Origin of the sequence: Neptunomonas phycophila (genome assembly GCF_001922575.1) — a bacterium.
Lineage (GTDB): Bacteria > Pseudomonadota > Gammaproteobacteria > Pseudomonadales > Balneatricaceae > Neptunomonas > Neptunomonas phycophila.
Genome location: NZ_MRCI01000001.1, coordinates 1,138,176 through 1,161,255 on the forward strand (window position 1 = coordinate 1,138,176; position 23,080 = coordinate 1,161,255).

Below are 23,080 nucleotides of genomic sequence, written 5' to 3' on the forward strand. Positions count from 1 at the left end.
TATACTTTTTTAGTATATTAATCTTTTTGTTTTTAAACGTTTTTCCATTGCTCGCTATGCAGACAAGTGAAATGGTTGGCTGTTCTTATTGGTGTATCGTGAGTAGGTCGTTAACCTTGGCTGTATAAGCGGTCACATTAAGTGCACCATGTTAAGGCATTAGCAAACTTCATATTGCGCCGTATATTTGTTTAACGCTTATAGACAGCGGTGGGGCTAATCTTGATCTTAAGTATCTGAATTCACTGTGTTAAGTCATTTTAGTCTCAGCTGGTATGCTAGTGCTAATGCGGAGTTTGTAGAAGAAAGCAGAAAATGCGCTATTTTAGGGCGTTTTACTATTAATATATTGCAATATTTTTTTATGGTTGATCACGTTAGAATCCCCACCGCTTAATTAATATAAAAGGATTTTTCCTATGAACGTGTCCCATTTATGCAATACTGAATCGCCTGTGAGTGATTTCTCTATCCAAGGGAGCGGTTATTGCATACAGGAAGATCGAGTTACTCTCTCAATCGAACAGCTTTTGAGCAATCGCTCCGCTGATAATATAAGTGGCAGCTTGATGCTAGAATTGTGGGCGTTGCCTACCCAATATCTCGGTGGTGGTTTTGGTGGTGAGTTGCTGGCTTATACAAGCCTTGCGCCACTTTCTGGTCAGTGTTACTTACCTAATTTATGCTTTAATTTACCTTTCACTTCTCCGACGCCAGGCCAGTGGTATATTACCCTGATGGTTCGGGAATGGGACGGCAGTCAGTTCATCACGCGTGATTATGTGAATTACGAGAACCTATTTTGTGTTGAGGCTAAGCCTGTTGTTTCACGTAGTACTAGCGATAATGTTATTTCGGTTGATTTTGGTCATGTTGATCACTCTGCTAACAACCAAAACCGTTTAGACTCTTTAGCACCTAGTCAGGTTGTTAAAGATAGTCCACTAAATCACGAATGTGATGCAGAGAGTGCTCCACCGAAAAAAGCGGCTAAATCGGGTAAGCGTGCTAGCAAAGTAAACCCGTCAGGCAAGGCTATCGCTAAAAAAGTATCCATTAACAAAGCATCGTTAAGTGAACTTGAAGGTATTAAAGGTTTGCCCGTTAAAGTAGCAAAGCTGATTTTTCAAACTCGCCCGCATAAAAAAATTGACGAGTTATTGGCGTTAAAAGGTATGGGACCAAAGCTACTTAAAAAGATTGAGCACTTGATAAAACTGTAATTATTACGAGTAGTAATCAGCTGTATTGGTCGTTAAAAGCTAGGTTTACCCTAGCTTTTTTGTGTCCATCATTGATAAGTGTTCAAGGAATAACAGGTATGCCCGAGTAGCGAAAAGCTTCATCGGCTAACTGGTTTATCTCTTCGTCACTCATTGAACGACTAATCACTGTTATCCGTCCAAGATACACTGTTGGTAGCTCGTTATCGCGCTCTTCTAAAATATATTTTATCGCTTCGGCAGTAGCAACACCTACGTCATCTCCCATACGCATTGGGGTAGCATTAAGGCTACCTTCTTTAACCTTTTGTAGCTCTTTTGCTGTACCTCCCCAGCCAGTAACGAATAGCCGATCGATACTGTTTGCTTCTTCTAGTGTATTGACAGCACCCATTGCCATTGCCGTATTAGCGTTGTGAAGCACATCTGCCTCAGGGAAGTTTTTGAGGATTAATGCCGCGCCGTCGGCACCGCCTTTTTCTTGGTACTGTCCGAAATGTTCATAGATATTTAACCAGTAGCCGTTTTCTTCCACACAGTCACTAAACTCTTGAGATCGTTGATCATCCGTAATTCCGGGGATACCTCTATTCATGGCAAACATGATGTCTTCCCCTAAGTGGTCAATTAAAAAGTCGCATAGGGCTTGAGCGCCAATTGAACTAGAAAAGTCGAACCAAGCTTTAGGTGTATGTTGCCACTTTTTTTTAGGGGTATGGAATGCCCAAATAAAGGTTTTGAAATCAGGGCTTGAGGATAAACGTTGTATATTTTCGGATTGAACTTCTAGCTCGGATGGGCCGAATATAACATAGTCAAATTCATCTGATTTTGAGAGCACAGTATCGGTGTGGTTGGACTGTAATGCATGCTCTATCTGCTTTGATGAGAATTCTTGAGTCGTATGGGGAATATTAAGTTCTGATAGTCGACGAGTTAGCGCCAAATAGTTGCGTGTCCAAAAATCTGAGACATCGGCACTGGGGTAAATAAGAGCGATATTGACGGGTTTATTGACCCCCATGTAAGGATCACTTTTACTACTAACGGTTTTTTGAAAGGCCGATAAAATACCCGGTGCGTTAACTTGCTGAGGTAGCCAATAATCCCTATCATCAGCTCCCGGTAAAGTAGTATCAGCTAGGGAAGCGGAAGATAAGGGAATAGTTATTAGCATTCCCAGCCATAAAATAAACATCCTAAAAAAAATCATCGTAAAAGTTGCCTATACTTAGGTTAGTCGCAGGGACGGCGAGTATAAAAAATTGAGGTGCAGCCTATGAAAAGCCGCATCTCCAAATCTAATGCGTTTATACCTATGTTGTCGGTGCTGCTCATCAAAACTTCAGTTAATAAATGGTTCAAATCGTTAATCTACCAACTTTGTCTGTATTTGGCTTTGTTTTTGGCTGTTTTACCGCTTTCGGTACAAGCCGCCTTCTTAAATGAGGCGCAAGCCCGTGTTGCTGAAGCCATCGAGGTTGAGTCTCAATGGCGCGGCCCTACCAAAGGGCCAGCTGCTGGCTTGGGAAAAAATATCATTTTTATCGCTTCCGACTTACGCAATGGCGGTGTCAATGGAGTGGCAAAAGGGGTGTCCGAAGCCATCGGGCATTTAGACTGGAATTTACGTTTTCTGGATGGAGCGGGCTCCGAGACGCGTCAAGGCGCTGCTATTCGTAAAGCAATTGGCTTTTTGCCTGATGGTATTGTGTTAGGCGGGATTGATGCCAAACGCCATTCAAAGATACTCCAGGCTGCGAAAGAACTGGGGATAACAGTGATCGGTTGGCACGCACTGCCTGATGCCAAGGGAGACGAAGAGCTGGGCGTGTTTACGAATATTACAACGGATATTAGGGAAGTAGCAGAAATAGCGGCACTGTTATCGGTGGTAGAGGCTAATGGTTATGCCCGTGTCGTTATATTTACAGACCCCAATTATACTATTGCGTTATCAAAATCAGACAGGATGGCGGAAGTTATCAGAGAGTGTCTGCATTGTGAGTTGATTAGTATCGAACATGTACCGCTGGATAAAACTGCGGAGCAAATGCCACAAGTTGTTGGGCGTTTACTTAAAGAGCACAAAGACATTACCCATTTTTTGACGATTAATGATCTGTATATCGATTTTGCAATTCCTTCCATTGAATCCGAAAAGTTTGACCATGGTACAGCGCCTATTAGCCTATCAGCGGGTGATGGTAGCTCAGCTGCTTTTCAGCGTATACGTGAAGGCGTGTATCAAGGTGCAACCGTGGCAGAGCCACTTCTTCTGCATGGTTGGCAAATTGTAGATGAGTTTAATCGTGCTTTTCTCCTCCAAAAGCCCAGCGGGTATTCGGCAGCGGTTCACTTGGTGACAGACGCAAATATCGATCAGGTAGTAAATAGTGCGGGCATTTATGACCCTCCCAATGAGTATCGAGAGTCTTATTTAGATATGTGGAAAAAGTAGACGATGAAAAAAGCTGTGTTAACGCTTGGTGCACGTTTAGCTATAACAGTCTTTATGCTGATGGCCATAACAGGGGTAGGTTTTGGTATTGTTATCAGTGCTTTGTATTCCGTAGAGTCCATTTTAGAAACAGAGTCGAGTGAACACGTTTCTTCTTTGACCACAAACTCGGTAGTGAGCCGTCAAATATTTGAACTATCGACACGTGTTCAATTACTAGAGCAAACGTTTTTATACAATGAGTCTATTCTGACAGAGGAGGGATTCAATATTGATGAGCAGCTGCAGCTGATGCGCGGCTTATCAACAAATGATGACTTTAAAAAGCACATGGACCTGTTTATTGAAGACTTTCACCGATTTTTAGGTAATTCACTGACGCTAAATCGTATTCTGCAAGAGTTAGGGCACATTGATGTTGGGCTAGGAGAGCAAATAGATCAACTAGATTTATTAGTGGCCGAAGATAAGATCGATCAATTACTGGACAAGAAATACACTTACATTACGGATCATATCGATTTAATGAACATGCTCCGGGAAAGCTATCTCGAAGTAGGTAAGATGGTAGGGGCTATACGCAGTCGCATTACGCCCGAAACAGAAAAAGTTGTTATTTTAGAAGTGCTTAAAGAGCTAGATATTTTCCGGTTACATCTAGCAAACTTAGAAGCCACTAACGAAGCTATCGCACAAGATAAAAGGCAGCTTTCGCGAGCATTGGCAAAATACACCGCCGTATTACGTAAATTACGAGCGAATTTAGATCAACGATGGATTGTGATGGAGTCGTTGCTTGATTCGCAAAACCAACTTCTTAGCTTTGTGGAAACAACCGAATACCAAGTGCAAGAAAGCGCGCTCAGCCTAAAAGAGCGTTTAGAACAAGATATTGGGGACCTTCGGTTTGTGGTGTTGGTAACCGCTCTGGTTGCCGTTATATTTGGAGTGGTTTTTATCAGCTTAATGGTAAAACGCCACATACGGCGTCCCTTGGATGCCCTGATTGATGGCTTTTATCAGCTGGAGTCTAGTGAGTTTAACCAACGGATATCGCTGAATCGAACAGACGAATGGAACACAATCGAGAAAGCGTTCAACCAAATGGCGAGTCGTTTAGAAGAAATTTATCGTCAATTAAATAACGAAAAGAAAAACTTCAATTATTTAGCTCATCATGACCCCTTAACTGGGATGGCGAACCGGTTATACATAAACCAGCAATTGGACTCGGTGATTGCTCATTCTCGAAAGCAGGGTAAACCATTTACCTTATTGTATTTAGACGTCGACCAATTTAAGAACATCAATGATTCTTTAGGGCATGGTGCTGGTGACCAGCTACTCAAAGAAGTATCAGATAGGCTATTAGACGTTATCGGTGCAAATGGGCATGTGGCTCGTTTAGGTGGCGATGAGTTCATGGTGCTGTTCCCGAATGTCCAGAGCATTAAAGCTGTTAGCGTGTTTGCGGAGGCAATCAATAGAGCGTTACGAAAAGCGTTTACGCTTGAAGGTGAGCCTATCTATGTGACAAGTAGCATAGGTGTGTGCCAGTACCCTGAGCATGGGGATAATGTTGAAACTTTAGTACGTAATGCTGACACCGCGATGTATTACGCAAAAAGACAAGGCCGAGATCAGTTTTGTGTTTACACGGACGCAATGACGCATGAAGCACATGATCTAATTTATAAAAGTGCAGGGATCAGAAGGGCGTTGGAGAACGATGAGTTTGAGCTTCTGTTTCAGCCTCAATTTGACATTGTTGCCCCTACTATTATTGGGGCTGAAGCCCTTATTCGCTGGAACCATCCGGAACTAGGTCAGCTTTCACCGGATGCATTTTTGGATGTTGCAGAGCAAACAGGGTTGATCTTAGATATTGATGATTGGGTATTTAAACAAGTGGCTGCGCTAGTTTCTGAATGGAAGTCACAAGGCTTTAATTTAGACGGTATATCTTTCTCGGTGAACTTCTCCGGTCGGAAGTTTTTTGAACCAGGGCTGGGTAAGCAATTGGATGATGTGATCGCTATGTACGATTGCTCAGCCACTCAGTTAGTACTAGAAATTACAGAACGAGACATGATGAGCCGTTTTGATTTGAGTGCGGCGACCATCAAAGATTTACGTAAACGGGGCTATCGTGTATCAATTGATGATTTTGGTACGGGATATTCTTCACTGGCATCACTTAAAAATTTACCGGCAGATACAATAAAGCTAGATCGCAGCTTTATATTGGATATAGTTACTTCGGACCGTGATTTGGCGATTGTTAAATCGGTCATGACATTGGCTGAAGAGCTGGGTTTAAGTGTTGTAGCTGAAGGCGTTGAGACCCAAGATCAGGTTGATAGCTTGATATCGATTGATTGTCAGTATGCCCAGGGCTACCACTTTGCTTATCCATTAAGAGAAGATCAGTGGATGCTATTATTATCAGCATACAATAATGCGTTACCTAGAACTTCGTAATCTAGTAGGCTCGCGCTTGCCCATTTAGCTGTGTTAGCCGCAAGAGTACCAAAGTGCCATTGTTTACTTGTTGCTTTGTGATTTACTCAAATAAAAAACCGTAGGATGGAATTATGCGTTTTTGGCTGCGTTATTGTGCTGTTTGGGTTACCTGGCTGTCACTGCTGCTTCCATCCGTGGGGTGGTCTCAGGCAGACAGCGAGTTGCCCGATGGGTTTATGTCTGAAAAGCCCTCTATTCAACTCTTTAAAGCGTACGCTGAGTTCAAGATGGCCAATTATGAAATGGCCAAAATGATGTGGCAGAACATTCAAGGAAATGCACGCCCAGAAGCGTTGTTTAACTTAGGTATTTTGTACGATGAGGGCAAAGGGGTAGAAGCATCCCTAACGCAAGCTATTCAATATTACGAAGCTGCCGCGCAGGCGGGTAGTCGTGCTGCTGCCTACCAGTTAGGAGCAATTTACCTCCATGATAAACGCATAGCTAGCGATAAGGCGTTGGCTAACCATTGGTTATCAATAGCGGCCTTACGTGGTGACAAAGATGCAGCGCGCATGCTAGGGCGTTTGGATAATGTAAATGATGATATGGTTGAGGTGCGTGTTTTATTAGCCGAAGGCAAGGATGTAGAGGCGGCAAATCAATTAATCACCTTAGCTGAATTAGGTAATATTGACGCTAAAGCTGAATTGGCTTGGTTGTACGAGGCTGGTATTGGTGTCAAGAAAGATCTCAATCAGGCGGCTACGCTATTCGCCCAAGCAGCCGAAGGGGGCAGTGCCGATGCACAATACGCAATTGCGGTAATGTCATTGACGGGGACAGGGGTTGTAAAAGATAAAGCGGCAGGGGTTCAGTGGCTTCGTAAAGCCGCTGCGCAACATCACCCCTCTGCTATTAAAGTACTTGTTGAGCTAACCGAATAAGTACACTGTTCGGCTAGCTCAGTATCTGAGCTCTATTAAACCTGAATTGCTTCAGGTACTTCTATACTGGCTGGGTCAGCATCTATTGTCGGTGGAGGAGACGCAGGTTGTGTGCTCTTGATGTACGAAGTGAGAGTACTTTTTTCTTCTTCAGATAAGCGTAAGCCCATTTTTGTACGTCGCCATAAGACATCTTCTTCACTAAAAGCCCATTCATGAGCCATTAAATAGTCCACTTCTTTCTGGTACAACGAAGCACCAAAATGTTGACCTAAATCGCTGATAGACTGGCACCCCTCTAAAAAGCTGTAGCAAGCTGTGCCATAGGTACGTACGAAACGATTTACTAAAGCTGCCGGCAACCAAGGGTACTGTTCAGTAATGGTTTTTGCTAGGTTCTCGGTGGATTCAAAATCTCCGCCTGGTAACTTCGCTGTTTTTGTCCAAGCTCCCGTGCTATTTGGGAAAAATGGCTCGATAGCATTCGTAGCTGCTTCGGCCAATTTCCGGTATGTGGTGATCTTGCCTCCAAAAATGGAGAGTAATGGAGCTTGTTGCGCAGGGGCGTCGAGCTCGAATGAATAGTCGCGAGAGGCTTTCTGAGCTTCGCCGCGTTCGTCGTCCATCAATGGTCGTACCCCAGAGTAGGCCCACACTATGTCATCTGGTTGAATGGTATGTTTAAAGTGATCATTAACCACTGAACATAAGTAATTAACTTCGTCTTGGGAAATTTTTACTGCCGACGGATCGCCTTTATAATCGACGTCTGTAGTTCCAATGAGTGAGAATTCATCTTCATAAGGAATCACAAAAACGATACGGTTATCTTCATTTTGAAGAATATAAGCTTCAGGCTCATCATGTATCTTCGGCACAATAATATGGCTGCCTTTGACTAAGCGAATCTGTTTGGGTGCTTTAACCTGTATCGCCTCTTCAAAAAAGTGGCTGGCCCACGGCCCCGTTGCATTTATTAATGCTTTGCTCATGACCGTTTGTTCGACACCCGTGCGCTTATCTTTGAGTGTTAACTCCCACAATGCGCCAACGCGTTTGGCTCGTAGGCATTGTGTATTTGTTTTTACGTCAGCTCCATTAGCGTGAGCCGCTTGAGCACACAGCACTACCAAGCGTGCATCATCAACCCAACCATCTGAGTACTCAAACCCTTTGGTAATGGAAGATTGCATAGGGCTACTGGCATCAAATTTTATAGAGCGCGAACCAGCTAAGCGTTCACGTTTAGCAAGGTTATCGTATAAGAATAGGCCAATACGTATCATCCATGCAGGGCGCAGATGGGGGCGGTGAGGAAGACGAAAGCGTAAGGGCCACATGATGTGTGGCGCGTTGTTGAGCAAGGACTCTCGTTCGGCGAGTGCTTCTTTAACTAATCTAAATTCGTAGTGCTCCAAGTAGCGTAAGCCACCATGGATCAATTTGCTGCTGTTAGAGGAAGTGGCAGAGGCTAGGTCGTTCATTTCGCACAGCATCACTTGTAAACCACGACCACTGGCATCCATCGCAATCCCGGCGCCGTTAACGCCTCCACCGATCACAACTAGATCGTATGTCATTTGATGTTCTGCCATGTGGAGTCCTCTATTACGTCGTTATTATTAGGTTATGCAAAGTGAGATTTAGCAATGTACCCAGTTAGAATGAATCAATAATGGATTCGAAAGTGAAATAAATCAACCATAAACGAACATTAAAAGACGTATTTTGGAATATATTTACAACGATTACGAATTTTTACTGGGGTTTTGGTTCGCTTTCGAAGGGATTGTAAAAGATGCAGCGTGGCAGAGCGGCAGAGTGAACTGTGAAGAGCGTTTTGTTGGTTAGCTGGTATGTAAAACTACGTTATGCTCTTTTAGGAGTCGGCACATATCTTGGCTTGGGGGTTTTTCGGTGAAGACATGATCCATCTGAGTAATATTCCCTAAGCGGACCATCGCGCTGCGGCCAAACTTATCGCTGTCTGCTCCAAGCAAAACTTGGCGAGAGTTGTTAATGATCATTTGTGCAACTCGAACTTCTCGGTAATCAAAATCGAGCAGGGAACCATCTTCATCGATACCGCTAATACCAATAATCCCGAAGTCCATTTGGAATTGGTTCATAAAATCTACCGTTGCTTCACCAATGATGCCACCGTCACGATGGCGAACCTCGCCTGCAGCAATAATAATTTTGAAGTCTTCTTTAACCGACAAAATGGTTGCCACGTGCAAGTTGTTAGTCACAATTTGCAAATTTTTGTGATGCAAAAGCGCTTGTGCAACGGTTTCCGTTGTAGTGCCGATGTTAATAAACAAAGAGGAGCCGTCAGGGATTTGCTTGGCAATAGCCGTTGCTATCTTTTGCTTTGCTTCCAAGTTCATGATTTTGCGGGTTTGGTACGCGGTGTTGACCGTACTGGATTCTATGCCTGCGCCACCATGATGGCGTTTAATCTTGTCGGATTCGGCAAGTTGATTCAGATCACGACGAATGGTTTGTGGCGTAACTTGGAAATGCTCAACTAGCTCATCAATAGTGACAAACCCTTTTTGTTGGATCATTTCAAAGATCTGGTCTTGGCGCCTTTTTTGAGTCATTCGTTGATCTCTTGTTTTAATGCGGGTGTTTAGCAATTATTTTTAAATGGAGTTTGCGCCATACTGATATGTGTTAATTCACCGTGTGACGGCACAAGTAAACTATTAATAATTGGGAATAAATTAATAGAATTATATAACTAATTATAAGTCGCTAATGGAGTGGTGTGTAGGGATAAAAACAAAATAATCGTTATAAAGGAGTTGCTTTTTTTTTCGAAAAAGTAAAAATACGAACAAAAAAGAACAATTACTCTCAGGATCACCTCATGAATCAGTACATTCTGGCAATTGATCAGGGCACAACAAGCTCGCGCGCTATTCTGTTTAATAATGATGGAAGTATACACGCCACCAGTCAGCAAGAGTTTACACAGCATTTCCCGAAGGATGCATGGATCGAGCATGAGCCCGGTGATATTTGGAGCTCGGTACTTCAGACATGCCGACATGTTATTCAGGACAATAATGTTGATGTGGCTGATATTGGTTCCATCGGAATAACAAACCAGCGTGAAACGACACTGGTCTGGGATCGTAAGACCGGAGAGCCAGTTTACAACGCTATAGTATGGCAAGACCGACGCACCGCGGCTTATTGTGAATCCTTAAACGAGGCGGGCTACGCCGACATGATAGCCGATAAAACGGGGTTGTTAATTGATCCGTATTTTTCGGCAACCAAGTTGCGCTGGATTCTTAATGAAGTGCCCGGCGTACGTGAGCGAGCAGAAAAGGGTGAGTTGGTATTTGGAACGGTTGATACTTTTCTGTTGTGGAACTTAACAGGTGGGCGCTCTCACTTGACGGATGCTACTAACGCTTCACGAACCCTCTTGTTTAATATCCATAGCCAATCATGGGATGAAGAGCTGTTATCTTTGTTTGATATACCTGCCAGTATGTTGCCCGAAGTGCTGGATTCATCGGATGATTTTGGCTCCTTGGATGCTGATATTTTAGGTAAGCCCATTCCTGTTTATGGGGTGGCAGGGGACCAGCAAGCAGCAATGGTCGGTCAAACCTGCTTCAAGCCTGGTATGGCAAAAAGCACCTATGGTACGGGGTGCTTCCTAATGTTGAATACGGGTGATAAGCCGCTGCGCTCGGAACACCGCTTGTTAACCACGGTCGCTTACCGGATTAACGGCAAGCCAACTTATGCACTGGAAGGCAGTATTTTTATTGCCGGCGCTACCATCCAGTGGTTACGTGACGGTTTACAGCTAATTGAAAACGCAAAAGATGCTGAACCGCTGGCGGTGCAGACGGATGTAGACCACGGCGTCTATCTCGTGCCTGCCTTTACAGGGCTGGGTGCTCCGCATTGGGACCCGAATGCGCGCGGCGCTATTTTTGGTTTAACCAGAGATACCGGGATTAAAGAGATTGTGACTGCGGGTCTTCAGGCTGTTTGTTATCAAACTAAAGATTTACAAAAAGCAATGGAAGAAGATGGAGAGCGTCCAATAGCGTTACGAGTTGATGGCGGTATGGTCGCGAATAATTGGGTGCTGCAATTTCTAGCTGATGTACTCGGAGCGACGGTCGATCGCCCTGAAATTATTGAAACAACAGCGCTTGGTGCGGCTTATCTGGCTGGCCTCAAGGCTGGCGTATTTTCTTCATTAGACGATTTGGCGAGTCGATGGCGCTGTGAACATCGCTTTGAGCCGGTAATGACCAAAGAAAAGCGTGATGGTTTGTATGCCGGCTGGGTTAAAGCAATTGATAAAGTGCAAAGCTAAAGCTGTGTTTCTCAGCCGCATTAGCGGCTAATTGTCTCAACGGTAGCGGGTTAACGTATACCCGCTACTTTTAAGCGTTTATAGAGCGTATTACGGCTTATATTAAGCGCTTTAGCTGTTTTTGAGACGTTGCCTTCATAATATTCAAACATGCTCAGTGTTTGGGCTTGTATGTCATCACTTAGCGTATCCGTAGTTTTAATATCTGAATGGGCTGTTTGGGAATCAGGAGATATTGCTGGGTGGCCGTGTTGTAAGCTGGCCACTGTATCAGCTGCTTGTGCCATCACTAATGGTGAGTTTTCGAGATCGTTAAAAAAGTCATCGGGTAGGTGGCTGCTATTTATTGGATCGCTATCAGCCATAGCTAATGCTATTTGGATAACACTGACCAACTGACGAATGTTGCCAGGCCATGGGTGCTGTTCAAATAAATGTAAAAGTTGTTCCGAAAGCGGGTGCGTTTGTTCTGGTGATGCTTCCATCTTATATATTTCTTGGATGAGCTGCCGCTTATCGAGACGCTCACGCAAGGGCGGTAGTTCCAAGTTTAGCCCGCTCACTCGGTAGTATAGATCCTGCCTAAAGTTATTTTGTTGTACCTCATCCTTTAGACTTCGGTTAGTGGCTGATATTAACCGGATATCAATAGGGAAGGACTCGGTTGAGCCCAAGGGGGTTACTTTGCGCTCTTGAAGCACGCGTAGTAACCGGGCCTGAGCCTTAGTTGGCATCTCACCTATTTCATCTAAAAAGAGAGTGCCTTTGTGGGCTTTTCTAATCAGCCCAATCGCGCCTTTCTGATTAGCACCAGTGAAAGCCCCCTTAACATATCCGAAGAGTTCTGACTCAACCAGCTCGCTTGGGATAGCCGCGCAGTTAACGGCCACCAATGAATGTTGGTGGCGCGAACTGTGTTCATGTAAGGCTTTTACAAATACCTCTTTACCCACCCCCGTTTCGCCGTGGATAAGGATAGGAATATCTTTCTCTATTAAACGCGAGGCTTGTTGCACGCATTTGTCGACTCGCGGATCACCAAAGCTTATCCGATTAAGCGAAACAGTAGGGGAGTGCGTAGGGGCTGTGTTTTTAGTTGGCGTGTTGCGAAAATCGACCGCATCAACAATCGCTTGTGTGGGTTTGCGTATAATCGCTTGCATTTGGTAGCCATGTTGCGTGCGCAGTCGCATTGGTAGATTGTCGGGTTGGTGCTTCATATCAAAAAAGCGCGTATCAAATACATCGCTGATGTTGATCATGCTCAGCTCAAAGCTTAATAGCAGTTCTGCGCGTCGGTTGGCCGATATGATCATGCCGTCCTCGTTGACGACTAATAGGCCTGACCATTGGCTATCAAGCGTATCGATATTGGTGTTGAAGGTGATTAAGAAGTGCTCATCTGCAAATTTTTTAAAAATAAGCCTGTTTTCGACAGATTGAGACATTAAACGAACCATACCAAGGGTGTGTGCTTGGGGGAGATAAGCATCGCTGGATACATCTAAAACACCCAATAGATCATGATTGGCATCATAAATAGGAGCAGCCGAGCCTATCATGAAGCGGTTGGCTTTTAGGTAATGCTCATCCCGCAATACTTGTACTGGTTGACCAGAGGCTAATACGGTACCTATTGCATTCGTGCCATTGGTTCGCTCTTGCCAGCTCACGCCCTCGCGAAAAAAAGGTTTTTGTTGCGGGGTGACAAAACGAGAATCTCCCCAGCTTTGAAGGACTTGTCCTTTTGCGTCTGCCAGCATCACCATGCATTTACTATTGGATAAAATGTTCTCGTAGTACGGCAGTACTTCTGTTGCTGTTGTTTTGACTAGATCGCCGTACATCCATTGTAGGTTTCGATAGTCTGCTTCAGGTAGGCGCTCAAGGTGTGGGCTGGATTGGTGGCTTAATCCGTATTCTTCGCAGCGCTGCCACGAAGCTTGAATGGTAGCGGTATGATCGTCTACTAAATCGTCGTTACGCATGAGCAGCTCATCTATTTTATTATCATTCTTAGTCAGGGGAGCAGAGCCATAGTGTTCAATATTAATCACAACTTAGGCTCTAAGTGTTCAATTGTTGATGTGAACACTGTTGATGTCAACACTTTTTGAACAGTTGCTTTTCGTTTTGTGTTTGTTTTTGTTCGTTATCGTGTGTTTGGATTGTATCTAACGTGTTGTTTTTTAATATTAGTTGGTAGGGTTTTAACCTGAGTGAAACATTTGGCATGGTTTTAGCTTTGTTTTTTTTCGAAAACGAATTTTCTGGTGTGCTGAGCAGTTCACTCACTGGTTAATTTAGCAAATAATAAAAAGAACAAGGACACCACATGTCACTGACTCTTGAAAGTGTGACCCGTGTGGTTGATGGCGTGCCTTATCTCACGGATATCGACCTCACTTTGGAACCGGGCTCATTCAATGTATTACTAGGCCGAACGCTAGCCGGTAAGACCTCCTTGATGCGGTTAATGGCTGGGTTGGATAAACCTAACGAAGGCCGAGTGCTCATGAACGGTGAAGATGTAACGCATCTGCCGATTCAACAGCGCAATGTATCAATGGTGTATCAGCAGTTTATTAACTACCCTAGCTTAACGGTTTACGAGAATATAGCTTCGCCTTTGCGTTTAGCGCGCATGCCTGATTCGGAAATTAAACGCCGTGTTCAGGAAACGGCCGCGATGCTGCAAATAGAGCCATTCTTAAAGCGTCGTCCGCTTGAGTTATCTGGCGGGCAACAACAGCGTACTGCCATGGCGAGAGCGTTGGTTAAAGACGCCAGCTTGATTCTCTTCGATGAGCCGCTCGTCAATCTTGATTATAAGTTACGAGAGGAGCTGCGAGCCGAGCTGCGCGAGTTATTTAAAGAGCGCCGCTCAATAGCCGTGTATGCCTCAACCGAAGCTAACGAAGCATTGGCCTTAGGAGGGGTGACAACACTCCTACACGAAGGGCGTGTTTTGCAGTCTGGCCCTGTGAATCAGGTTTACCGTAACCCAGTTAACGTAGAAGCCGCTGAACTGTTCAGTGAACCACCTATCAATTTGATGCGTGGAACGGTTACCGATACTGAGGTGACGTTCGATCAATATGCTCATTTCCCTTTAAACCAAGACTTACGCGATTTGCCGCGCGGCGATTATCAGTTTGGTATTCGCCCTAGCCATATCGGTTTAGTTCCGCATAACGATGATGACTTGGAATTGTCGATGCAGGTAGAGCTGGCTGAGATCAGTGGCTCCGAAACCTTTATGCATGTGCGTAATGATCATTTTAGCTTGGTCCTGCAATTGTCTGGTGTGCATGAATATCGCACTGATACGCCGATTAAGGTGTACCTGCCTACACATAAATTGTTTGTGTTTGGTTTGGACGGCTTGCTAATCCAAGCACCGGTACAAGCTCAGGTTCTTAAGGGGTAAATCATGGCAGAAATACATTTAAAGTCATTGGCGCATAGTTATAGTGCCTCACCGCAGTCTCCTGCTGATTATGCCATTCGAGAAATGGATCATATCTGGCATCAAGGCGGGGCTTATGCGCTGTTAGGGCCTTCTGGCTGTGGCAAAAGCACCTTGCTGAATATTATCTCTGGGCTTTTGCAACCCTCAGATGGCGATATCTTGTTTGATGGTGTTCGTGTTAATGAGCTATCACCCAAAGAACGAAACATTGCACAGGTTTTTCAGTTTCCGGTTATCTACGACTCAATGAGCGTTTACGATAATTTGGCGTTCCCGTTACGCAACGCCAAAATGCCAGAAGCGAAAATTAAGGCCAAAGTCAGTGAAGTGGCAGACATCCTTGAGTTAACACCCCTGCTAAAAAATAAGGCGAAGAACCTCACCGCTGATGAAAAACAAAAAATATCAATGGGACGCGGTCTAGTTCGTGATGATGTTTCGGCTATTTTATTTGATGAGCCGCTAACGGTTATTGATCCACACCTCAAATGGAAGTTGCGCCGTAAGCTTAAGCAAATTCATGAGCAGTTTAATTTGACCATGGTTTACGTCACGCATGATCAATTAGAAGCCTCGACTTTTGCCGATAAAATAGCGGTGATGTATGGTGGACAAATTGTACAGTTTGGTACACCGCGTGAGCTATTTGAATCACCCAACCATACTTTTGTTGGCTTCTTTATTGGTAGCCCGGGTATGAACCTTATCGAAGTGGACCGTGCTGATGGCGGTGTGTCTTTCGATGGCATCCATCTTCCTTTAAGCGATACATTGACCCGCTTTTTATCTGATCACCCATCCGACAATATCAAGGTAGGTATTCGACCTGAGTTTGTTCACGTGTGGGATGAGGCATCAGAAGAAGCCTTGCAGTGCGATGTGACCGCATGTGAAGACTTGGGGACTTACAAAATCTTAACGATGCGTTTGGGCGGCCAAGAAATTAAAGCGCGTTTAGACGAAGATCAGCCCATCCCTAACGGTAAGGCTTATGTCAGCTTTCCTCAGCAGTGGTTGAAGGTGTATGTCGACGAATTCCTTTTAGAGGAGGATGCGCTATGAATAAAACAGAAAATAATAAAGCGTGGTTTCTAGTGTTGCCGGTGTTTGTGCTGGTTGCATTTTCGGCAGTTATCCCGTTAATGACGGTAGTGAACTATTCGGTTCAAGATATTTTTGATCAAAATACAGCGTACTTTGTTGGCGCTGAATGGTTTAGAGAAGTGCTGCGTAATGAAGATCTGCATGACTCGCTAATTCGGCAATTTATTTATTCATTTGCCGTCCTTGCCATTGAAATTCCACTAGGCATTTGTGTCGCACTTGTGATGCCAACCAAAGGGAAAATGGCTTCGTTGTGCCTGATACTGGTCGCGATTCCTTTGTTAATTCCGTGGAATGTTGTTGGCACTATTTGGCAGGTTTTCGGACGTGCTGATATCGGTCTATTTGGTGCAGCGCTCAATGGCATGGGCATCGATTACAATTACTCCGCTAACACGGGTGATGCATGGGCAACGGTGCTGTTAATGGATGTGTGGCATTGGACACCGTTGGTTGCTTTGTTGTGTTACTCGGGTTTGCGGGCAATACCTGATGCTTTTTACCAAGCGGCTGAAATCGATCGAGCATCAAAATGGGCCGTTTTTCGCTATATCCAGTTGCCACGCCTAAAAAGTGTGTTGGTGATTGGGATTCTGCTGCGCTTTATGGACAGCTTTATGATCTACACCGAGCCTTTTGTATTAACGGGCGGCGGACCAGGTAACTCAACGACTTTTCTTAGCCAAACTCTAACCAAAATGGCGATTGGCCAGTTTGATTTAGGGCCTGCGGCGGCGTTCTCTTTGGTTTACTTCTTGATTGTATTACTGGTGTCTTGGTTGTTCTTTACAACGATTAGCCACATGGATAAAGCGAAGTGAGGTGGATGAAATGATGAATTCAAAACGCAAGTCCATGGGTATGGCGCTGTATATTTTATTTGTGTTGGTCCCAATCTATTGGTTGATCAATATGTCCTTTAAAACCAACGAAGAAATATTAGGAGGGCTGACTTTCTGGCCCGAGAACTTCACGTTGGCTAATTATCACGTGATCTTTACCGACCCAACTTGGTACAACGGCTATTTGAACTCAATGGCTTATGTATTTATGAACGTAGTGCTGACGTTGCTGGTTGCATTACCTGCAGCTTATGCATTTAGCCGTTATAAGTTTGTTGGTGATAAGCATTTGTTTTTTTGGTTATTAACTAACCGTATGGCACCGCCTGCTGTTTTTTTGCTGCCTTTCTTCCAGCTCTACTCATCTGTAGGGCTGTTCGATACACATATCGCCGTTGCGTTGGCGCACTGTTTGTTCAACGTACCTTTGGCTGTATGGATTTTGGAAGGTTTTATGTCGGGCGTACCGCGTGAAATTGATGAAACAGCTTATATCGATGGCTACAGTTTTCCTCGTTTCTTTGGTCGTATTTTTATTCCTATGATCAGTTCGGGCATTGGCGTAACGGCTTTCTTTGCTTTTATGTTTTCGTGGGTTGAGCTATTGCTGGCGCGCACGTTGACGTCTGTCGATGCTAAGCCGATTGGTGCCATCATGACACGTACCGTCGGTGCTACTGGTATTGATTGGGGCGTTTTAGCAGCGGCTGGTACGTTAACTATTATTCCTGGGCTGCTTGTTATCTGGTTTGTCCGTAACCATGTGGCTAAAGGCTTTGCACTGGGCCGAGTTTAAGGAGACATCATATGTTTAGTTGGATGGCATGGACCCCTGTGGTCGCAATCTTTTTCTCGACCATAGCGTTAATCCTAGTGGGTATGACCGTGTATGAAGTTCGCAATCCTTGTGTTGAACGCCGTGGCTTTTTGCCTATTGCTACCACGCGAGGTGATCGATTATTCATTGGTTTATTAACATCTGCTTACATTCATTTAGGGGTGTTAGCTGTATCTGATATGACTTTGTGGATACCGCTTACTATCTCGGTAGTGTGGCTGGCTATTGTTATGCGCTGGGGTTGATCTAGGTAATTGGTATAACTTAGTTCAGTTTGGCGCGAGAAATACTCAAATAATTTCGAAATCGAACAAATCAGGGTTGAAATATGTTCTAAAACGAATTAATTTCGTTCCTGATTATTCGATTTACTGCTTTCGATTTTCTTTTCACCGATGCGCTCATTGAATGAATGAAAGTTGAAAACGAATAAAAGTAGGGTTTGTGGAGAAGCTCTACTTTTAAACATCACTCACTTCCGAGAGGTTAAGATGAAAAAAAATAATAAATTACCAAAAGTGTTACTGATGAGCGTTGCCGTTGCTGCAGCGGGATTAGGGATGAGCATCCAAGCGTATGCTGATCAATACCTAGATGCGGCTAACAAATGGGTCGCTGATGAGTTTGCTGAATCGACGCTGGATAAAGCAGCTCAGCTAGAGGAAATGAAGTGGTTTACTGAAGCGGCCAAGCCGTTCCGCGGCATGACCATTAATGTCGCATCCGAAACCATAGCTACACATGAGTATGAAGCCAAAGTGCTCGCCAAAGCATTTGAAGAGATCACAGGGATTAAGGTCAATCATGACTTGATTCAAGAAGGCGATGTGGTCGAAAAGTTGCAAACGCAAATGCAGTCGGGTCGTAATATTTATGATGCGTATATCAATGACTCAGACTTGATCGGTACACATTTCCGTTACGGCAAAGTTGTGCCTATTTCCGACATGATCGAAGGCGATGGCAAAGATTACACCTTGCCAACTTTAGATCTTGAAGACTTTATAGGTCTGAGCTTTACCACCGGGCCCGACGGTAAAGTCTATCAATTACCAACGCAGCAGTTTGCTAACCTATATTGGTTCCGTGCTGACTGGTTCGCACGTGACGATCTTAAAAAGCAATTTAAAGAAATTTACGGCTATGATTTGGGTGTACCCGTTAACTGGTCTGCTTATGAAGACATCGCAGAATTCTTTTCCAAGCATGTAAAAACGATTGATGGTGAAACCGTCTACGGCCACATGGATTATGGTAAGAAAGATCCGTCATTGGGCTGGCGTTTTACTGATGCATGGTTCTCTATGGCAGGGGCAGGTGACAAAGGGATTCCAAACGGCTTGCCAGTCGATGAGTGGGGTATCCGAGTTGAAGGCTGTCGCCCTGTAGGCTCAAGCGTAACACGCGGCGGAGCAACTAACGGCCCAGCAGCGGTTTATGCTACTGAAAAATATGTGGATTGGATGCGTGATTACGCGCCACCAGAAGCGCAAGGTATGACGTTCTCTGAGGCAGGCCCTGTGCCAGCACAAGGCGCTATTGCACAGCAAATTTTCTGGTACACCGCCTTTACGGCTAGCATGACCACAAAAGGGTTGCCGGTTGTTAATGAAGATGGCACACCAAAATGGCGCATGGCTCCTTCACCTAAAGGACCTTATTGGCAAGAAGGTATGAAGCTGGGCTATCAGGATACGGGCGCTTGGACGTTTATGACTTCTACGCCAGAGAAACAACGCTTGGCTGCATGGCTTTATGCTCAGTTTACAGTCGCTAAAACGGTTTCATTGAAGAAGACACTTGTCGGTTTAACGCCTATTCGTGAATCTGACATTCAATCAGAAGCTATGACTAAAGCGGCTCCTATGTTGGGTGGTTTGGTTGAGTTCTATCGCAGTCCAGCGCGTACGCAGTGGAGTCCGACAGGCACTAACGTACCTGACTATCCTAAGCTAGCTCAGCTGTGGTGGAAATACGTTTCTGAAGCGGCTTCAGGTGAAAAAACAGCCCAAGAAGCATTGGATGGTTTAGCGGGTGCTCAGGATAAAGTGATGCAGCGTTTAGAGCGCGCTAATGTTCAAGGTGAGTGCGGTCCTAAGTTAAATCCAGAGCGCGATGCGCAGTACTGGTTTGATCAGCCAGGAGCGCCTAAACCTAAGCTAGCTAATGAAAAGCCGCAAGGTAAAACCGTGGCTTATGAAGAGTTACTGAAAAGCTGGCAGCAGTAACAGCAAGGAAGACGTTGTAGCATGTTGCTTTTGGCCCCTTCGCGTAAGCGTTAGGGGTCTTTTTGCATTAAAGGCCTGTTGTTTTTTTATCTTGTTTTTGGGTTGAGATACTCCGTATGAAAACCTTAGCACAGTCGTACAATCAATCATTAATTTCACCTTTTAATATGACCCAATTGCCACAAATCTGCTTTGGTAATGGGGTGTTTTCTCAGTTGGTTTCTCACATCATCCGTTGGGGGAAAAGGCCGTTATTAGTCACAGGGGCTTCTTCTTTTCGGAAAACTCCACAATGGTCGACCTTGATCGAAGAGTTAACACATGCCGGTATAACCTATAAGACCTATGCTATTGCTGGCGAGCCAACGCCAGATCAGGTTGATCAAGCCGTAACGCAGTTTTCTGGACAAGTAGATGTGGTCGTGGGTTTAGGCGGAGGGAGTGCATTGGATGCCGCTAAAGCCATCGCAGGTTTGCTGGGGCTACCTGAACCATTTGCTGTTCGGGATTTTTTGGAAGGTGTAGGGGTGGAACGCGCTTATACTGGGCCGTCTTTACCTTTTATTGCGGTTCCAACTACCGCAGGAACAGGGAGTGAGTTAACAAAAAATGCGGTCATCACCCAGCATGGAGCTGGAGGCTTTAAAAAATCTTTCCGTGATGATCAATTACTGGCTAAAGTTGCTATTGTTGATCCTGAGCTGCTTCATTCATGCCCGCGGTCCGTAATGGTGGCTAATGCGATGGATGCGCTAACCCAATTGATTGAATCCTACACATCGCCTAAGGCTAATCCAATGACATTGGCGTTAGTCGAAAGCGGTTTAACACATTTTGTTGCTGCCTTTGATCCTAGCCAGGTCCAACCCGTTAACGATTACGCTGGTATCGCATATGCGGCGATGATATCGGGGTTGTGTTTGGCGCAAACGGGTTTAGGAGCTGTTCATGGTATAGCTTCGCCCTTGGGTGCTTATTTTTCTATACCTCACGGAGAAGCTTGCGGTATTTTGCTGGCTGACACGACTGCGGTTAATTTAGCGGCGATGCAAGCGAGAGATTTAGATAATGTAGCGCTGTGTCGGTATCACAAGGTAGCAGAGTTGCTAGGCTGTGGTGGCACACATGAATTGGTAGCCTTGATGTACCAATGGCAATGTGAGGCACAGTTGCCTTCGTTATCATCCTTCAGCATTACTGAGCAGGATTTTGCCTCTATCGTGGCGGCTTCTGGGGGTAATAGTATGAAAACAAACCCGATAAAATTATCGCCTGATGAGCTTGAAGCAATTCTCCTCGCTTGCATTTAAGTAACAAGATAGTCATTTAGGTCTAATAACCTGTTTGGGTAAACAGGATTGCCGTATGAGTTGAGTAGATAGCCTTATGAATACGGGTGCAAATGCTATATAGTACGCATCCGCTTTTTCTCGTATTGAATTGCCTCGTCAACGAAACTCCAGGACCTAAATTGTGATTTCTACCGCTAACATCACCATGCAATTTGGCGCTAAGCCATTGTTCGAAAATATTTCCGTCAAATTTGGTAACGGTAACCGTTATGGTTTGATTGGTGCGAATGGGTGCGGTAAGTCCACCTTTATGAAAATTTTGGATGGTTCGTTAACTCCCACCTCTGGAAATGTGTCGTTAACTCCTAACGAGCGCCTAGGTAAATTGCATCAAGATCAGTTCGCGTTTGAAGAATACAGCGTGGTTGATACGGTGATTATGGGCCATAAAGAGCTTTGGGAAGTAAAGCAAGAGCGCGATCGTATTTATTCCTTACCGGATATGTCAGAAGATGACGGCATGAAAGTCGCTGAACTTGAAGTGCTGTTTGCTGAAATGGATGGTTACAGCGCAGAGAGCCGCGCTCAAGAGATTTTAATAGGTGCGGGTATCGAGCAAGACTTGCACTTTGGGCCGATGAGCGAGGTCGCTCCGGGTTGGAAGTTACGTGTCTTATTGGCGCAGGCTCTGTTTTCTGATCCTGATATTTTGTTGCTTGATGAGCCGACCAACAACTTGGACATTAATACGATTCGTTGGCTGGAAGGTGTTCTCAACGAGCGTAAAAGTACCATGGTTATCATTTCGCATGACCGTCACTTTTTGAATGCTGTTTGTACACACATGGCGGATATCGACTATGGTGAGCTACGTGTTTACCCCGGTACTTATGATGACTTTATGATGGCATCGACACAGGCACGTGAGCGTTTACATTCAGAAAATGCGAAAAAAAGTGCACAAATTGCTGATTTACAACAGTTTGTTAGTCGTTTCTCTGCAAACGCCTCTAAGGCGAAACAGGCGACATCTCGAGCTAAGCAGCTAGAAAAAATTAAGCTGGATGAAGTAAAGCCGTCTAGCCGTGTAAACCCGTACATTCGTTTTAACCAAGATAAGAAGCTTTTTCGCCAAGCGTTAACATTAGAAAATGTAGGCCACGGTTACGAGGAAGGCTTGTTATTTAAGGGAGGCGAGTTGCTGCTGGAGGCGGGTTCTCGTTTGGCCATTATTGGTGAGAACGGTGCAGGTAAAACTACCTTATTGCGTTGTTTGATTGGTGAGTTAGAAGCTCAGCAAGGGGATATAAAGTGGGCTGAAAATGCGACCATTGGGTATTGTCCTCAAGATAGCACAGAAGATTTTGACTGCGATCTGACTTTGTTTGATTGGATGAGCCTATGGCGCAAACCAAACCACGATGACCAGATTGTGCGTGCAACATTAGGTCGGCTTTTATTTTCTGCTGATGACTTCAACAAGAAGGTGAAAGTTTGCTCCGGTGGTGAAAAGAACCGCTTATTATTTGGTAAGTTGATGATGTCTGATCCTAACGTTCTGGTGATGGATGAGCCGACTAACCATTTGGATATGGAGGCGATTGAAGCATTGAACCTTGCATTGGAAAATTACCCTGGCACGCTCATTTTTGTCAGCCATGACCGTGAATTTGTATCGTCATTGGCAACGCGTGTTATTGAGATTAAAGACCAAAAGCTAAATGATTTCCAAGGAACGTATGAAGAGTTTTTGGCGCATCAATTAGCACAGCAAGCTGGCAATAAATAAACCTGAAGCTATTCAGGTTCTCTTTAAAAAAAGCCCACAAATAGTGGGCTTTTTTGTGGATGCTCAG

17 protein-coding genes are annotated in these 23,080 nt (G+C 44.6%); 13 read left to right on the forward strand and 4 right to left on the reverse strand.

Going from position 1 to position 23,080, the window contains the following annotated elements; all coding sequences use genetic code 11:
• The first annotated feature begins 419 nt into the window (after positions 1 to 419).
• A complete protein-coding gene (locus BS617_RS05175; RefSeq protein ID WP_075171821.1) occupies positions 420 to 1,223 on the forward strand; it encodes a ComEA family DNA-binding protein in 804 nt (267 codons plus the stop codon).
• A gap of 82 nt (positions 1,224 to 1,305) precedes the next feature.
• Here the strand turns inward: BS617_RS05175 and BS617_RS05180 are convergent, their stop codons facing one another.
• On the reverse strand, positions 1,306 to 2,400 hold the full coding sequence (locus BS617_RS05180) for a substrate-binding domain-containing protein (RefSeq protein WP_083610060.1): 1,095 nt from the start codon (positions 2,398 to 2,400) through the stop codon (positions 1,306 to 1,308).
• A 102-nt stretch (positions 2,401 to 2,502) separates the two neighbouring features.
• Here BS617_RS05180 and BS617_RS05185 point away from each other — a divergent pair, with 102 nt between their 5' ends.
• The 3 genes from BS617_RS05185 to BS617_RS05195 all read left to right on the forward strand — a co-directional run bounded on the left by BS617_RS05185 (position 2,503) and on the right by BS617_RS05195 (position 7,094).
• Positions 2,503 to 3,684, forward strand: a complete 1,182-nt coding sequence (locus BS617_RS05185) for a substrate-binding domain-containing protein (protein ID WP_212667407.1) — start codon at positions 2,503 to 2,505, stop codon at positions 3,682 to 3,684.
• Between the two features lie 3 nt (positions 3,685 to 3,687).
• A complete protein-coding gene (locus BS617_RS05190; protein WP_075171822.1) occupies positions 3,688 to 6,165 on the forward strand; it encodes a putative bifunctional diguanylate cyclase/phosphodiesterase in 2,478 nt (825 codons plus the stop codon).
• Positions 6,166 to 6,278: 113 nt separating this feature from the next.
• A complete protein-coding gene (locus BS617_RS05195; RefSeq protein ID WP_075171823.1) occupies positions 6,279 to 7,094 on the forward strand; it encodes a tetratricopeptide repeat protein in 816 nt (271 codons plus the stop codon).
• 35 nt (positions 7,095 to 7,129) lie between these two features.
• On the opposite strand, the gene glpD is transcribed toward BS617_RS05195, so the two are convergent.
• Entirely contained in the window at positions 7,130 to 8,689 is a 1,560-nt protein-coding gene (gene glpD / locus BS617_RS05200) for a glycerol-3-phosphate dehydrogenase (protein ID WP_075171824.1), read from the reverse strand.
• 252 nt (positions 8,690 to 8,941) lie between these two features.
• On the reverse strand, positions 8,942 to 9,700 hold the full coding sequence (locus BS617_RS05205) for a DeoR/GlpR family transcriptional regulator (RefSeq protein WP_075171825.1): 759 nt from the start codon (positions 9,698 to 9,700) through the stop codon (positions 8,942 to 8,944).
• Between the two features lie 269 nt (positions 9,701 to 9,969).
• Between BS617_RS05205 and glpK the strand changes: the two genes are divergently transcribed.
• Positions 9,970 to 11,448: a glycerol kinase GlpK gene (gene glpK, locus BS617_RS05210; protein ID WP_075171826.1), complete on the forward strand. Its 1,479-nt coding sequence runs from the start codon at positions 9,970 to 9,972 to the stop codon at positions 11,446 to 11,448.
• A 50-nt stretch (positions 11,449 to 11,498) separates the two neighbouring features.
• On the opposite strand, the gene BS617_RS05215 is transcribed toward glpK, so the two are convergent.
• Entirely contained in the window at positions 11,499 to 13,505 is a 2,007-nt protein-coding gene (locus BS617_RS05215; protein WP_249263574.1) for a sigma-54-dependent Fis family transcriptional regulator, read from the reverse strand.
• A gap of 278 nt (positions 13,506 to 13,783) precedes the next feature.
• On the opposite strand from BS617_RS05215, the gene BS617_RS05220 reads away from it, so the two are divergent.
• The 8 genes from BS617_RS05220 (at position 13,784) to BS617_RS05255 (ending at position 23,013) form a co-directional block, all read left to right on the forward strand.
• Positions 13,784 to 14,878: an ABC transporter ATP-binding protein gene (locus BS617_RS05220; protein ID WP_075171827.1), complete on the forward strand. Its 1,095-nt coding sequence runs from the start codon at positions 13,784 to 13,786 to the stop codon at positions 14,876 to 14,878.
• Between the two features lie 3 nt (positions 14,879 to 14,881).
• Positions 14,882 to 15,982: an ABC transporter ATP-binding protein gene (locus BS617_RS05225; protein ID WP_075171828.1), complete on the forward strand. Its 1,101-nt coding sequence runs from the start codon at positions 14,882 to 14,884 to the stop codon at positions 15,980 to 15,982.
• Complete coding sequence (locus BS617_RS05230) at positions 15,979 to 16,845, forward strand: carbohydrate ABC transporter permease (RefSeq protein ID WP_075171829.1); 867 nt, start codon at positions 15,979 to 15,981, stop codon at positions 16,843 to 16,845. Before BS617_RS05225 ends, BS617_RS05230 begins: the two co-directional genes overlap by 4 nt.
• A 10-nt stretch (positions 16,846 to 16,855) precedes the next feature.
• On the forward strand, positions 16,856 to 17,662 hold the full coding sequence (locus BS617_RS05235) for a carbohydrate ABC transporter permease (protein WP_075173437.1): 807 nt from the start codon (positions 16,856 to 16,858) through the stop codon (positions 17,660 to 17,662).
• Between the two features lie 11 nt (positions 17,663 to 17,673).
• Positions 17,674 to 17,949 carry a DUF2160 domain-containing protein gene (locus BS617_RS05240; RefSeq protein ID WP_075171830.1) on the forward strand — a complete coding sequence of 92 codons (276 nt, stop codon included), beginning with the start codon at positions 17,674 to 17,676 and terminating at the stop codon, positions 17,947 to 17,949.
• A gap of 246 nt (positions 17,950 to 18,195) precedes the next feature.
• Complete coding sequence (locus BS617_RS05245; protein ID WP_075171831.1) at positions 18,196 to 19,932, forward strand: ABC transporter substrate-binding protein; 1,737 nt, start codon at positions 18,196 to 18,198, stop codon at positions 19,930 to 19,932.
• A 116-nt stretch (positions 19,933 to 20,048) separates the two neighbouring features.
• Entirely contained in the window at positions 20,049 to 21,242 is a 1,194-nt protein-coding gene (locus tag BS617_RS05250; protein WP_075171832.1) for an iron-containing alcohol dehydrogenase, read from the forward strand.
• A 163-nt stretch (positions 21,243 to 21,405) separates the two neighbouring features.
• Positions 21,406 to 23,013: an ABC-F family ATPase gene (locus tag BS617_RS05255; protein ID WP_075171833.1), complete on the forward strand. Its 1,608-nt coding sequence runs from the start codon at positions 21,406 to 21,408 to the stop codon at positions 23,011 to 23,013.
• Positions 23,014 to 23,080 lie beyond the last annotated feature (67 nt).